The organism is Bacillus sp. JJ1127 (genome assembly GCF_036965845.1).
Taxonomy (GTDB): Bacteria; Bacillota; Bacilli; order Bacillales; family Bacillaceae_G; genus Bacillus_A.
Genome location: NZ_JBALQK010000054.1, coordinates 1 through 15,011, shown reverse-complemented (window position 1 = coordinate 15,011; position 15,011 = coordinate 1). Strand labels below are relative to the sequence as shown.

Here is a 15,011-nt window from a genome sequence, read left to right as displayed (position 1 = left end):
ATATGTTGAAAAATCAAAATGGATTTATATATTCACGGACAATAAAAGCAACTTGAGATGAAGGTTCGTTTTATATCACAAGGTCAAACTCTTATAAATAGGATAACAAGTTAACAGTTTGAGGGGGATTTCTAATGTTAGAACAGCGTATTATCGATTCATTCGTATCCATTGTTGGTCAAGATAATGTAGATACATCCAACATGGGGCGTTTAACGTATAGTTATGATGCAACGCCAAACTTCCAAGCGATGCCTGATGCGGTCATTGCACCACGTAATACAAATGAAGTAGCTGAAGTCTTAAAAGTATGTAACACCCATAAAGTTCCTGTGTACGTTCGTGGTTCTGGTACCAACCTATGTGCAGGAACATGTCCACTTGAAGGCGGAATCGTTCTTATCTTCCGCCATATGAATCATATTTTAGAAATAGATGAAGAAAATTTAACAATTACTGTGCAAGCTGGCGTAATTACACTTGATATTATTAAAGCCGCAGAGGAAAAAGGGCTATTTTATCCACCAGATCCAAGCTCCATGAAAATTTCTACAATCGGTGGTAATATCAATGAAAATTCCGGTGGCTTACGCGGTCTAAAATACGGTGTAACTCGAGACTATGTTATGGGGCTTGAGATTGTCTTGCCAAATGGCGATATTATTCGTACTGGCGGTAAATTAGCCAAGGATGTAGCTGGATATGATTTAACTCGCTTATTTATTGGTTCGGAAGGTACACTTGGCGTTGTTACAGAAGCAATTTTAAAACTTGTTCCAATGCCTGAAACGAAGAAAACCATGCTCGCATTATATCAAGATATCAATGAAGCCGCTCGCGCCGTTTCTGCAATTATTGCCAATAAAATCATTCCAGCAACGCTTGAATTTTTAGATCAACCAACAATTGAAGTAGTAGAGGAATTCGCACAAATTGGTTTACCTACCGATGTTAAAGCCATTCTTTTAATTGAACAAGATGGTTCACCTGAAGTTGTAAACCGTGACATTGAGAAAATGGCTGATGTTTGTCGCTCCATGCATGCTGTTGATGTTCGCATCGCTAAAGACGAAACTGAAGCAGATGCACTTCGTACAGCACGCCGTAGTGCACTCTCTGCATTAGCAAGACTGAAACCTACAACAATATTGGAAGACGCAACCGTACCACGTTCTCAAATTGCCCCAATGGTTGAGGCGATTAATACTATTGCAAAGAAATATGATATTTCTATTTGTACATTTGGTCATGCTGGCGACGGAAACTTACATCCAACTTGTATGACAGATGCTCGTAATAAAGAAGAAATGCACCGTGCTGAACAAGCCTTTGCAGAGATTTTCCAAAAAGCAATTGAACTTGGTGGTACAATTACAGGCGAACATGGCGTTGGTGCCATGAAGGCTCCTTATTTAGAATTGAAATTAGGTAAAGAGGGCATCGCTGCTATGCAAGGAATTAAGCAAGCTTTCGACCCACATAACATTATGAATCCTGGAAAAATGTTTGCCAAAGATTCTCGTAAAAGAGTGGTGGTTGAACGATGACAACATTACATACAGAACAGATTCAAAAAGAATTTAAAGAGCGTCTTAGTGAAGACGAATTATTAAACTGTATGCGATGTGGTTTTTGCTTACCAACTTGTCCTACCTATATTCAATCTGGATATAAAGAGTCACACTCCCCGCGAGGTCGCATCGCCTTAATGAAGGGAGTCGTAGATGGTTTAATTAAACCAGATAAAGATGTTGAAAATACATTAAATGTTTGTCTTGGCTGCCGCGCTTGTGAACCTGTTTGTCCATCCGGGGTAAACTACGGGCATTTATTAGAAGAAGCGCGTGATATTATGAATCAAAATAAGAAATTTTCTATGCCAGTCAAAACTGTTCGTAAGGTTGTATTCGAAGGTCTATTCCCTCATCAAAATCGCATGCGAACATTAACAGGACTAATTGGATTTTATCAGCGCTCTGGTTTACAAACATTCACACATAAAACAGGTATAATGAAGTTATTCCCAGAAACACTTGCAACAATGGACCTTGTCTTACCAAAAGTACCAAAAATGAAAGACATGAAGAAACGCCCAGAATTTTTACCAGCTGAAACAACCAAGAAAAAACAAGTTGCTTTCTTTACGGGGTGTTTGATGGATACAATATTTTTAGAAACAAATAACGCCACAATGAAACTCCTTCAGCTTGCTGGCTGTGATATTGTCATCCCAAAAGAACAAAGCTGCTGCGGGGCTCTGCATGGTCATGCTGGTGAAAAAGGCGGGGCAAAAGAACTTGCCAAACGAAATATCCAAGCCTTTGAAGATCTAAAAATTGATTATATTATTACAAATGCTGGTGGTTGCGGAGCATATCTCGTAGATTATGACCACTTATTAAAAGATGATCCCGAATGGGCTGAGCGTGCAAAACAGTTTGTTGTAAAAATAAAAGATATTACAGCTATTTTAGTAGAATTAGACTTCCATAAACGAACTGATTTACGTCTTCCACCGCAAATTATTACGTATCAAGATTCTTGTCATTTGCGCAACGTGATGCGGACATCTTCTCAGCCACGTATGCTACTGCAAGCAATTCAAGGTGTGGCATATCGTGAAATGAAAGAAGCAGATCGTTGCTGTGGCTCTGCTGGTATTTATAATATTGTTCATTCAGAATTATCTATGGAATTCTTGGATTATAAAATGGAACGTGTGCATGAAACAGATGCCACAACAATTGTTACTGCCAATCCAGGTTGCTTACTACAAATGAAACTTGGCATTGAGCGTGAACATCTTTCTCATAAAATGAGAGGCATTCATATTGTAGATCTATTATTGGAAGCAATTGAACATCACTCGTAATATATGTAACAATGCGAAAACGGCTATCTCTTTCTTCTATGTAAAGAGATAGCCGCTTTTTTATCCGCTACAAGATTAAAAATATGTTACTATCTCATAAAAAAGAACAACAAACACATTACAACTTTGTAAAAAATCACCCATTATATTCCTCAAAAAAACATAGAAACCCTTGATATAATAGGTTCCTCAATTTCTGAAAAAGGTAATTCTAACCAAAAAATCTCTTTTATAAGCAAAGTGAAAAATGCTGAAAATTCCTCTTATAATCTAGTTTTCTCCCATTTCATCTCTTATTTTAATATAGGATAAAATAGGAAATTTTATAGTCTATGAATTTTTTTCCATCTTTTTTTCGGCCTTTTGTATGCTACGATGAATTTGTCAGCCGGACAGGCTATCAAAAATTAGTCTGTTTGAAAGCAGTTCAAAACTTTTATATAGGGGGACACACATCATGAAAAAACGTGGTCTATTATCTGTCGCAGCGGTAGCGGCACTTACACTAGGAGTATCATCTCTTGATGCACAAGCTGCAACAGTTCAGCCATCTGCAATTAAAGTTCAAAATATTCAGCAATCTAAAGTTGTTATGAAGCATATGAATCAACAAGAATTGCAAGCATACTTACAATCTATGGGAATTCAATCTCTATCACAATGGAAGCAAGTACAATTCCAACCAAATTGCTCTATTCCTAACGAACCAACTGCACCTACTACACCAGAAACTACTACACCGGAAACTACGCAGCCTGTAGAACAAAAACCAGCTGAAACAGCTAAACCAGAAGCACAAAAGCCAGCTGAAAACAATAAAGCACAAAACGACACACAAAAGCCAGCTGAAAATAAACCAGCTGAAGACAAAAAAGGTTCTTTAAGTGAATTTGAACAACGCGTTGTTGAATTAACAAATGCTGAGCGTGCAAAACAAGGCTTACCAGCATTACAAGTTGATACTGAACTAAGCAAAGTAGCACGTACTAAATCTGAAGATATGCAAAAAAATCACTACTTCGATCATAACAGCCCAACATATGGTTCTCCATTTGATATGATGAAGAAGTTTGGTATTTCTTATAAAGCTGCAGGCGAAAACATTGCACAAGGTCAACGTACACCAGAAGAAGTTGTACAAGCCTGGATGAATAGTGAAGGACACCGTGCAAACATTTTAAATAAAAACTTCACTCACATCGGTGTTGGCTATGTAGAAAATGGAAACTACTGGACACAACAATTTATTACGAAGTAAATAGAAAAGGAGTCTTCTTAACGGAAGGCTCCTTTTATGTTTCATAGTTTTCTAGTATATATGAGTACAAAATGCAAAACATAAAAGAAATGGATCCACAACAAATGACACTAACCAATAAGTAAAATCCCCATTCAAGCTTCAAAAATAACGAAATCAATATGATACACGCCATACTTTGAAAAATACGTTGACTAAACAAACGTATTTTCTGTAATTTTATCGGTTCTTCCTCTTTTTTACCACTCTTTTTAAATCCTTTACTAATCATAAACAGGAATACACTAATTCCTATTGTGAGGCCCATTTGAAATGGGATAACGATTCCTAGACTAATGAAAAGAACGAGCATATGGATAAACAACAAAAATAAAGTCACATTCTTTTTAAATCTCATTACAACAAAATAATCATCCCTGTTAAACTTATATACATATTGTGAAATCATATGCATCAAGCCATGAAAAAAAATAATGAGACAAGGAATAAATACTATAACAACTTGCTTCTTTGCAAATTCATTTGGCTCACCGTGCTGGTTCCAGTGTACCGCTATATGATTCGGCAAGTACGGGTAGAGAAATAAAGTAAATAGAAGGCAAGCAAAAAATATCCCCATCATATATTTATATCTTACCAAGTGATTTTCACCTCTCTTTTCTATTTACGGCTTCGATTCTTACAAAAAAATTTCCTGCAAAAAATATTTTTCTCAACCAAAAAGCCAAACCTTACTTGTTTGACTTTTGGAAAGACTGCATAATTTTGTTTATGTGTGCAGGGAATGGAACTTCTACTGTAATCTCTTCTTTTGTAATCGGATGTAAAAAAGCAATTCGCATAGCATGTAATGCTTGATGAGACATATATATTACTTGGCCCCCATATAATACATCACCAATTAACGGATGCCCGCTATAACTCATATGAACGCGAATTTGATGGGTCCTTCCTGTCTCTAATTGTAATGTTACAAGCGTCACATCTTGGTTCTTAAAATATTTCTCTACCTTATAATGCGTTACAGCATGATCACCTTTTAAAGAAACTCGGCGCCTTGTTGCATGATGTCGATCTCTTCCAATCGCTGCATCAATTGTTCCTTGTCTCTGTTTCACTTTTCCTTCAACCAGTGCCATATATGTTCTTTTAATTTTGCGTTCCATCAATAATTGATCCATAATAGCTCCAGCTAATCTATGTTTCGCAAATACGACACCGCCCGTCGTATCTTTGTCTAACCGATGGATATGACGAACTTTCGTTTCTAAACCTTGCATTTGGAAATGAAAAGCGACCAGATTCGCAAGGGTTCCTGTCCCCTTTTTTTCAGAAGGATGTGTATCCATTTGCGCTGGCTTATTTACGATTAACACGTGATCGTCTTCAAATATCACGTCTAAATCACCAAATTCCGGCTCGACACCATATTCTTCTTGAATAAACATATGAACTTGCAACTTGTCCCCTTCTTCTAAACGTTCATTCCATCGCTTCTGCTCACCATTCACAACAACTCTTTTTTCCATGCGAAGTTGATGCAACAATTTTTTAGGCACACCCCACTCTTCTTTTAGTAAGGACTCAATACTCATACCATTCCATTTAGTAGGAACCGTAATTTCGCACCATTCTCCCTTTTTCTTCGTTTCCATACCTTATCACCTTATTTCTATTGATTCTCCTATTGTAACGGAAAATACATTATGATGCACCGTCTAAACAAAAGACAGCCTATATAATAGACTGTCCACTAGGCGCGTAGCCTCCTCATCTCTTGCAATACTTCTTCTGCTTTCTGTTCATACGATAAATCCTTAAAGAAATCTGCTAACCGTTTATAGTCGTTATATGCATCTAATAAATCATCCATTGTGTCTATCTTAGCAGTTTTTGATTTTGATTTTGATTTCACTTTAACTGGATATCGATAGCCAGACACCTCATGAATTTTATAATACTCTTCATCTACTTGGATCACTTTCACAAGTTCTTCTTCTTCCGCATCAATTGTATACCCATCAAATTCTCTCAATAACTCATAAATAATATGAGTCCATTCATCTTTTGGATAAAACCCTTTTTCTAACCTATAGCCGACAATGCGATACATGTGCCCATCATTTTCTGCAAACTGTACAGTATCATTTAACTTAAATTTAAAATAACGAAACATTGTCTTCACCCGCTTTTATATGTATTGTTCTTATCACATACTATTTGCAATATGAGGGGCATGCTATTCATAAAAAAACACCCATCTATAAGATGAGTGTTCTTCAGTCTAATGATTTTTCTTTTTTCTTGCGAAATGGCAGCCACCAATTCCAATCTCCAAACATTTTCATTAAACTTGGTACAAGCATAAGTCGAATGATTGTTGCGTCAAGAAAAATAGCAAGTGCTACACCAAGTCCCATTTGTTTTACTGGTAAAATGTCAGTGAATGCAAATGCACCAGTAACAACAATCATAATTAAAGCAGCTGATGTAATAATACGACTTGTTGATACAAGCCCTTCTAATGTTGCCGTATCGTTGTCTTTCGTTTCTTCATATAATTCATGGATACGCGAAATAAGGAACACTTCGTAATCCATACTTAAGCCAAATACGAGACCAAAAATAAAGATTGGTAGCACAAATAAAACTGAACTTTCTTCCAATCCAAAATGCCCGCCTTCAAATAACCAAATAACAATACCAATTGTCGCACTTAAGCTAAGTATATTCATAACAATCGCCTTAATAGGAATGAGTATAGATCGAAAAGCGAATAATAAAATAAAGAAAGTGGAGCCGAATATGACAGACATACCAATTACAACTTTATCTTTTATTTCATCCTCTAACTCTTGCTGGAATGTTGTCATACCACCTAGATAATATGTAATGCCATCTTCCTTATAGTTCTCTTTAAAATCACGGACCCATTGCTTCGCGGTTTCAGTCCGCGGCTTCGTATCCAAGAAAATTTGAAGAGTTGTCTTATTTCCTTTTGTATATGCTTCAAATACAGGCGCTATTTGTGCTCCTTGAGGTGATTGTAATAATGCAGCAACCTGTTCAGCCGTCATTCCATTTAGCTCATCATACAAACTCTTTACTTTGTACACATGCTTATCTTTTTTCAGCTTCTGAATCACATCTTCTATCTTTTGTAAACTTTCTTTTTCAGTTACTTTCTGCTTCGTCTCCAGTACTACGGTCACATCAGCATGCGTTTTCACAATTTTATTAAATGCCTCTTCATATCTTTCATACGCGATTCGTGTATCGCTTTTCTCTGGCAATGCTTCTACACCAGGAAATTGAAGATTAGCCGTACGAAGTGGTAACAAACAAATGAGAATAAACATTGTAACAACGATAATCATCATGATAGGGTGCTTCATTACAAACTGGGCAAACTTCCTCCATATACTTGATGTTCGAGGAGGCATTTGATTTTTTTTCAATAACCGTTTTCCAATTAAGGATAGCAATGCTGGAAGAAGTGTAAGCGAAAATAAAATACTCATTACAACAACAATCATTCCGCCGATTGCAACAGATTGAATATAATCTATTTCAAAGAAAAACAAACCGGATAAACCAACAAATACACATAACCCTGAAAAGATAATGGCACGTCCCGCTGTTTGATATGTAACAGCTATCGCTTCCTTAACCGTCCTGTGCGCCACTTCCTCGCGAAAACGATTCACAAATAACAGCGCAAAATCAATTGATAATGCAAGTCCAATCATCGGTGCAACATTTAAAACAAAAATAGATAACTCTTTATCTACACCGATAAAATATAAAATTCCCATCGTACTAATAACACTAAGTGCCCCATTTAAAATCGGTAAGATGGATGCAAGCAAACTCCCAAATGAAAAAAGTAATACAAGAAATGCAATTGGTAATCCAATCATTTCTGCTACTTTCAAATCATTCTGTGTTCGTTCATTAATTTCCTGATTAATCTTTGGATATCCTGTTGGTGTTACTGTCAAAATATCGTTACTTTCCTTCTTGATTTCTTCAGCAAACCGTAATGTCTTTTCACTTCGTTCTTTATTTGTTTTCCCGGAAAATAAGATTGTCGCATAACCAATATCATCTTGTAACATTTCTTTATTTTCTAACGGATGATGAAAAGAGTCATATGATTCTTCTGCTTGAATTTTATTAATAACTTCTTCTATTCGTTTCTGAAAGGTCTCTGTCGAAATTCCTTTATGCTTTTGAAACACAAGTAAGAGTGTATCTTGAGACTGCTTAAAGTCTTTATCCAAAATTGCTTTTGTCGTTAAATAGTCTCCTTTTGTTTGAAAACCATCACCACCTAATACACCAGGAAGTTTCGGCGCAAAACTACCAAGCACAATAGCTAATACAACTAATACTGCTATCACTGTATAGCGAAATTGATAAAGAAAAGCTCCTACTTTCCCCCACTTGTCCACTTTATGTACATTTGTCTTCACACATTTTCACCTACTTTATGTAATTCGTGAATCCACTTATATTTTAGCACATCTATATTATATAAAGCTTCACGAGCAGCTTATCTACTCCTTAATTTCTTTACTTTTTCTAAGCTTTGAGGTGAAGGTAACAATTTATATCATATACAAAAAAGCATCTAAAAAAAACGTTCATTCCGGTCTTTTCAGACGCTTTTTATCTCTCTTGATTCATTGCAAATCTCTCTGAAAATAAACGATGAAAATAAATTGCAAGAATTAACAAAATGCCACCTAAGCAATAACCCGCTAAAACATCAGTTGGATAATGAACAGATAGAATAACCCTGCTTAATCCAATCCCTATAATAAACAATGCCATAATAATCGTAATCATATACTTTCCAGCTTTATTTTTTAAATTTGCGGCAATGATATAAGCAAGGAATCCATATGTAATCATTGATAACATTGCATGTCCACTTGGAAAGCTATACCCAAGTGCATCAAGCGCCTCATTCAAATTCGGGCGATTTCTTTTCACGATTTCTTTGATTCCTTTATTCACAATATGCGTTGTTAAGATAGCAAGCGGGTAAATAAACATCGCTACATAATAACGTTTCTTCCAGAAGACAAGCAAACTTAGGATAAGTATACTAGTAATACCAATCGCAGATCCCATTTTTGTAAAATATGAGAAAAATAAAAGAGAGCTCTCCGTTTGTAATCCTCTTACAAGCTCTTGTACATATTTATCAACCCTTATTACACCACCGGCTTGTACTCTCCACGCAATGATGCCGAATACAACAAATAATAAAGTCATACAAACCAGCTCATATCGATGTAATTTTTGCTTCAATCCTTTTCCCCCTATGTATAAAAAAATGCGATTTCTATTCAGAAACCGCATTTTTATTACTTATTTTCCTTTTGTTTTTAACTCTGTCCAGTAACGGTCGTATTCTTTTAATTTATCGTCTACATCAACAAGCCATTCTGTACGATTTAATTCATCTTGCGATAAGAAAATCATATGATTATCACGGTAAGCTTTACTGTGAAGATCCCAAGCTTTTTCATTTGGGTTACTATATCCAATGGATTCATAGTTTTTCACACTTACCTTTTCATCCATTAAATAGTTCATAAATTTCTCTGCAAGCTCTTTATGTTTCGCACCCTTTGGAATCGCTAATGTATCAGCCCAAATTGTACCGCCTTCTTTTGGAACAACATATCCTATATCTTTATTCTCTTTTGCAATGTACGCTGCATCCCCAGACCATACTGTTCCAATCCATGCATCCTCTGTAATAAATTTTTGTTTAATATTATCTGTATCAAATGCAAGTAAATTTGGAAGTAACTTATTTAAATCCGTAGCTGCTGTCTTTAACTGTGCATCATCTTTCGTACTATTTGAGAATCCATTCTTCTTAAGGGCCATGCCTAATACTTCACGAGAATCGTTTAATAAAGTAACATGTCCTTTATATTTGTCATTCCATAAGTCATTCCAGCTTGTTGGAGCTTCTTTTACATGCTTTTTATTGTAAGCAATTCCTGTTACACCCCAAGTATATACAAGAGAATATTTATTCTCTGGATCAAATGGAGGTGTTTTAAAATTAGACACAAGATTCTTTACGTTTGGAATGTTTTTCTTGTCTAACGGTTCTAATAAGTTCATTTTCGCCATTGTTTGAACCATGTAATCAGACGGTTGAATTAAATCATATTTAGCTCCGCCAGCTTGTAATTTTGCAAGCATTTCTTCGTTACTTGCATATTTATCATAGTTAACTTTCACGTTATATTTCTTTTCAAAATCCTTTATTACGCCCTCATCAAAGTTATCAGCCCAGCTATAAATATTTAACTCTTCTTTCTTTTCTCCACAGCCCGCAAGTACGCCTGCAACAAGGCCGAAGCCAATTGCTGCACCAGCTATCGTTTTCACTAATTTCATTAATTCATTACCTCCTCGTTCTTTGTAGTTTCTTCCTTCTCTTATAAAGGAAGAGGTCCTCCGGAGTTTTCTTCACCATCTGCCCCTTTATTGCGGAATACTTCCGATAGAATCATCAATCCAACAATAACAACAATTAATATTGTAGAAAGTGCATTAATTTCAGGTGTTACCCCACGTTTCACCATACTGTAAATATATAATGGCAATGTCGTTGATCCTGGTCCAGACACGAAGAAACTAATCACAAAGTCATCGATTGATAATGTGAATGTTAATAATGCCGCTGAAATAACTCCAGGTGCAATTCCCGGAAGCGTGACGTAACGAAACGTTTGCCATGGGGTTGCTCCTAAATCACTCGCCGCTTCTTCTAAATCACGTCCCATACCAGAAAGACGCGCTGCTAAAATAACAACAACAAATGAAATACTAAATGTAATATGTGCAATAATAATTGTGACTTTTCCAAGCTCTATCCCAATTTGACTAAATAAAATGAGTAACGATAATCCCATTAAAATATCAGGGATTAGAATTGGTAAATACACAAGACCATTAATTGCCCCTTCAAAACGATATTTATAACGATGCAACGCAACAGCACAAATCACACCAAGAACTGTCGTCACAATTGTCGTTACAATCGCAATTGTAATACTATTTATAAATGCATCAATCACATCTTGTTTTTGAAATAAATCTGTATACCAATGGAGTGTAAATCCTTCCCACTCTGCGTTAATACGAGAATCATTAAAAGAATATACCATTAGAACCATCATTGGAAAATACAAGAACAATAAAATTAACCAAGAATAAGAAACTAAAAACTTCTTCATCTTTGCCTATTCCCCTCCGTTTCCATATTTATATACTTTCGTCGCACGATAATATAAGTAAATTAACAGAACAGAGAACAGAACAACAATCATTGATAATGCGGATCCAAATGGCCAGTCACGCGCACCCAAGAATTGGTTTTGAATAACGTTTCCGATCAATGCTACTTTCGATCCACCCATAACATCTGATACAACAAACATTCCAATAGATGAAACGAATACTAGAATCGAACCAGTAGCAACCCCTGACATTGTCATTGGCAATGTTACATTCCAAAATGCCTTCATTGGTGTTGCTCCTAAGTCATATGCTGCTTCTAACTTACGTTTATCAAGCTGCTCAATTGCTGCATACACTGGTAAAATCATAAATGGCAGTAAAGAATATACCATTCCTAATATTACAGATGGTGTATTATATAATAAATTTAATGGTTCAGTAATAATGCCCAACTTTAGCAGTAACGTATTTACAAGACCTTGTGAACGTAAAATGACAATCCATGCATATGAGCGCACAAGAAAGTTAATCCAAAACGGAATTGTTGCTAACAATAAAAGAATAGACCGATATTTACGATCAACAATTGTAATTGTATACGCAAATGGATAACCAATAAGTAAACAAATCACTGTTGTAATAACTGCAATTTTCACTGTTTCCCATAATGTATTCATATACAACGGATCAAACACGCGCGATATATTATCTAATGTAAAGTGCATTTCCACTGTTCCGTATTCTCCGCGCTGTAAGAACGCAAATGCTAATACGAATACAAGCGGAATTAAAAAGAAGATTAGCAGCCATGCAACCGTAGGTAATGCAAGTAGTTTCCCTTTTTTCAATTTAAGGTCACCTCATCTTCTTGCTCCCAGCCTACGTATACATTATCTCCGATACTCCACTGCGCTGCTTTTTCAGCAGTTTGATATGCCATTAATAGTTCAGATGTTTTTTCATCACGTACATAAAGCTTTTCCATATTTCCAACAAACTCAATATCTTCAATATGCCCAAGATGGTATTCTTTTAGAATTGGTTGCTCAACCGAACGCACTTTTACATTTTCAGGGCGAACTGCTACATAGTTTTCCCCATTTTTTATAATATTATTTTCACCAATAAAAGTCGCAACAAACAATGTTTTTGGCTCTTTATAAATTTCCTTTGGCGTTCCAATTTGTTCAATATGGCCTTGATTCATAACAACAATACGATCACTCATACTCATTGCTTCTTCTTGATCGTGCGTTACATAGATAAACGTAATTCCTAAATTACGCTGTAAATTTTTTAATTCGCGCTGTAAATCTTTTCTTAACTTAAAGTCAAGCGCTCCAAGTGGTTCATCCAGTAATAGCACACGTGGATTATTGACAATTGCTCGTGCAATTGCAACACGCTGCTGTTGTCCACCAGAAAGCTTTGATGGTTTACGATTGCGGAATTCAAGTAGCTGCGTTAAACGCATTGCTTCTTCAGCACGCTCTTTTTGTTCTGCCGCCGATACTTTTTGCATCTTCATACCAAAACAAATATTTTTCTCAACATTCATATGTGGAAATAACGCATAGTGCTGGAACACTAGGTTCATATGACGCTTATATGGTGGTAAATCATTGATTCTTTCTTCATCAAGTAAAATGTTACCTTTTGTAGGAGTTTCGAAACCTGCAATCATACGAAGTAACGTTGTTTTCCCACAACCACTTGGTCCAAGAATCGTTAAAAATTCTCCTTCTTTAATATCTAAAGAAAGAGGTGGAATAATCACTTGATCTCCAAAATGTTTTTCTATCGCTTCAACTTTAATAATCTTTTTCATTTTCCCGTCCTATCTACCTCAAATTTTTAATTTTTATATTCATGAATAAATATTAATTTTCTATAGATTATTTTTTGTTTCGATCCAAACAAAAATGATTGTTTAACAGTGTTCTATTCTATTCTCTATGTAGTATGTTTGATTCATTTTCGCACGATACATATGTCGAACAGAAAAACCCCTTCAGGTAAGAAGGGGTTTTTATCATACGGCTACGCCTACTGATAAACACCATCATCATTTTAACAACTTTCGTATAAATTTTAAAGCACTTTTTGTAGAAGAATAACGAATTTTCATATCCAATACCGTGGATTGGGACAAAATACTCTTATAATGGGAAAATGTGCGAAAACTTTGTTCACCGTGATAGCTCCCTAATCCGCTACTTCCAACGCCGCCAAAAGGTAAATATGGTGTCGCAAGATGATACACGACATCATTGATACACCCTCCGCCATATGAAATATTACTTGTAACTTGTTTTTGAATCTCTTTATTGTCTGAAAAGACATATAGAGCGAGCGGTTTCGGATTCTGCTGAATGACTGCAATAACATCCTCTATTTTTTCATACTCCATAATTGGCAAAATCGGACCAAATATTTCATCTTCCATAATAGAATGCTGCCATGTAATATTTGTTAAAATGGTCGGTTCAATGTGCAATGTTTCTTCATTATAATTCCCACCAAATTCCACACTACCATCTTGTAAGAACGAACATAATCTTTCAAAATGACGCTTGCTAACAATTCGCACATAATTTTCGTTTTGTAGCGGGTTTTCCCCATATTGATGCGCGATTTCATTTCGTAACGCTTCAATAAGCTGTTCCTTTATAGACGAATGAACGTATATATAATCCGGCGCAACACATGTTTGCCCTGCATTCAAAAACTTCCCCCAAACAATACGCCTTGCTGCTACATCTAACTTTGTATCTTTATGTACAATACAAGGACTTTTCCCGCCAAGTTCTAACGTAAGTGGGGTCAATTTTTTTGCTGCTGCTTCCATAACAATCTTTCCAACTCCAACACTACCCGTAAAGAAAATATAATCAAACGGCTCGTTTAACAGCACCGTACTCTCTTCCACACCACCTTCAACAACCGCAACAAGTTCTACCGGAAATAACTCTCGTAACATGTTGGCAAGAAGTTTCGAGACATTAGGTGTTAATTCAGACGGCTTTAAAACAACTGTATTTCCAGCGGCAATTGCTCCTACGAGCGGCGCAATTGCCAATTGGAATGGATAATTCCAAGGAGCTAAAATAAGCGTAACACCATAAGGCTCTGGAACGATTTTTCCTTTCGAGCCAAAATGTGTAAGAGCCGTTCGAACACGCTGCGGTTTACTCCATGAAGAAAGATGTTTGATTTGAAAGGAAATCTCCTTTAATACATACCCAATTTCTGTTGTAAATGATTCATGATTCGATTTATTTAAATCTAATTTTAGCGCTTGAAAAATCTCATTCTCAAAGCGTCTAATTCCTTCATATAGTTTCTGTAACTGTTGCTTCCTTACCTTTATATCTCTTGTGTGACCTTGATAAAAATATGTTTTTTGTTCGTTTACAATAGAAGTAATGTTCATCCATTCACCCGCTTTCTATATTTATATAAATCCATTTTAATTTTTCGACATCTAAATCCCTGCTATGCAGAATAAAAAGTAACCTACACTCGTTTGCTCTTTCTGTTTTTACTTCGCATGTGGCAGAAAAAGGCCCTGACCGCTTCTATGCATGAATAGATGCTCTCTCCCGC

Annotated in this window: 13 protein-coding genes; 3 read left to right on the top strand and 10 right to left on the bottom strand. The window is 36.0% G+C overall.

Annotated elements, in window-relative coordinates; translation table 11 throughout:
• The first annotated feature begins 134 nt into the window (after nucleotides 1-134).
• From glcD to V7183_RS07015, 3 genes are all read left to right on the top strand, one after another.
• Nucleotides 135-1,547 carry a glycolate oxidase subunit GlcD gene (glcD, locus tag V7183_RS07025; protein WP_335359055.1) on the top strand — a complete coding sequence of 471 codons (1,413 nt, stop codon included), beginning with the start codon at nucleotides 135-137 and terminating at the stop codon, nucleotides 1,545-1,547.
• A complete protein-coding gene (locus tag V7183_RS07020; RefSeq protein WP_335359054.1) occupies nucleotides 1,544-2,872 on the top strand; it encodes a (Fe-S)-binding protein in 1,329 nt (442 codons plus the stop codon). The genes glcD and V7183_RS07020 overlap by 4 nt, the downstream gene beginning before the upstream one ends.
• 457 nt (nucleotides 2,873-3,329) lie before the next feature.
• Nucleotides 3,330-4,130, top strand: coding sequence for a CAP domain-containing protein (locus V7183_RS07015; protein ID WP_335359053.1), 801 nt, complete (start codon nucleotides 3,330-3,332; stop codon nucleotides 4,128-4,130).
• Between the two features lie 34 nt (nucleotides 4,131-4,164).
• Here V7183_RS07015 and V7183_RS07010 read toward each other — a convergent pair whose 3' ends face one another.
• The 10 genes from V7183_RS07010 to V7183_RS06965 form a co-directional block, all read right to left on the bottom strand.
• Nucleotides 4,165-4,770 carry a DUF1648 domain-containing protein gene (locus tag V7183_RS07010; protein WP_335359052.1) on the bottom strand — a complete coding sequence of 202 codons (606 nt, stop codon included), beginning with the start codon at nucleotides 4,768-4,770 and terminating at the stop codon, nucleotides 4,165-4,167.
• A 91-nt stretch (nucleotides 4,771-4,861) separates the two neighbouring features.
• A complete protein-coding gene (locus tag V7183_RS07005; protein WP_335359051.1) occupies nucleotides 4,862-5,785 on the bottom strand; it encodes an RluA family pseudouridine synthase in 924 nt (307 codons plus the stop codon).
• Between the two features lie 98 nt (nucleotides 5,786-5,883).
• Nucleotides 5,884-6,306, bottom strand: coding sequence for a histidinol dehydrogenase (locus V7183_RS07000; protein WP_097896062.1), 423 nt, complete (start codon nucleotides 6,304-6,306; stop codon nucleotides 5,884-5,886).
• 103 nt (nucleotides 6,307-6,409) lie between these two features.
• Nucleotides 6,410-8,605, bottom strand: coding sequence for an MMPL family transporter (locus V7183_RS06995; protein ID WP_335359050.1), 2,196 nt, complete (start codon nucleotides 8,603-8,605; stop codon nucleotides 6,410-6,412).
• Between the two features lie 196 nt (nucleotides 8,606-8,801).
• Nucleotides 8,802-9,449, bottom strand: a complete 648-nt coding sequence (locus V7183_RS06990; RefSeq protein WP_097896058.1) for a phosphatase PAP2 family protein — start codon at nucleotides 9,447-9,449, stop codon at nucleotides 8,802-8,804.
• A gap of 60 nt (nucleotides 9,450-9,509) precedes the next feature.
• A complete protein-coding gene (locus V7183_RS06985) occupies nucleotides 9,510-10,559 on the bottom strand; it encodes a polyamine ABC transporter substrate-binding protein (RefSeq protein ID WP_097896055.1) in 1,050 nt (349 codons plus the stop codon).
• A 41-nt stretch (nucleotides 10,560-10,600) separates the two neighbouring features.
• The gene (locus tag V7183_RS06980) at nucleotides 10,601-11,401 is read right to left on the bottom strand and encodes an ABC transporter permease (protein WP_097896053.1); all 801 of its coding nucleotides are present in this window, start codon (nucleotides 11,399-11,401) and stop codon (nucleotides 10,601-10,603) included.
• A gap of 6 nt (nucleotides 11,402-11,407) precedes the next feature.
• Nucleotides 11,408-12,253, bottom strand: coding sequence for a spermidine/putrescine ABC transporter permease PotB (gene potB, locus V7183_RS06975; protein ID WP_097896051.1), 846 nt, complete (start codon nucleotides 12,251-12,253; stop codon nucleotides 11,408-11,410).
• The gene (potA, locus tag V7183_RS06970) at nucleotides 12,250-13,233 is read right to left on the bottom strand and encodes a spermidine/putrescine ABC transporter ATP-binding protein PotA (protein WP_097896049.1); all 984 of its coding nucleotides are present in this window, start codon (nucleotides 13,231-13,233) and stop codon (nucleotides 12,250-12,252) included. Before potA ends, potB begins: the two co-directional genes overlap by 4 nt.
• Before the next feature lie 237 nt (nucleotides 13,234-13,470).
• A complete protein-coding gene (locus V7183_RS06965) occupies nucleotides 13,471-14,838 on the bottom strand; it encodes an aldehyde dehydrogenase (RefSeq protein ID WP_335359049.1) in 1,368 nt (455 codons plus the stop codon).
• Between the last annotated feature and the right edge of the window lie 173 nt (nucleotides 14,839-15,011).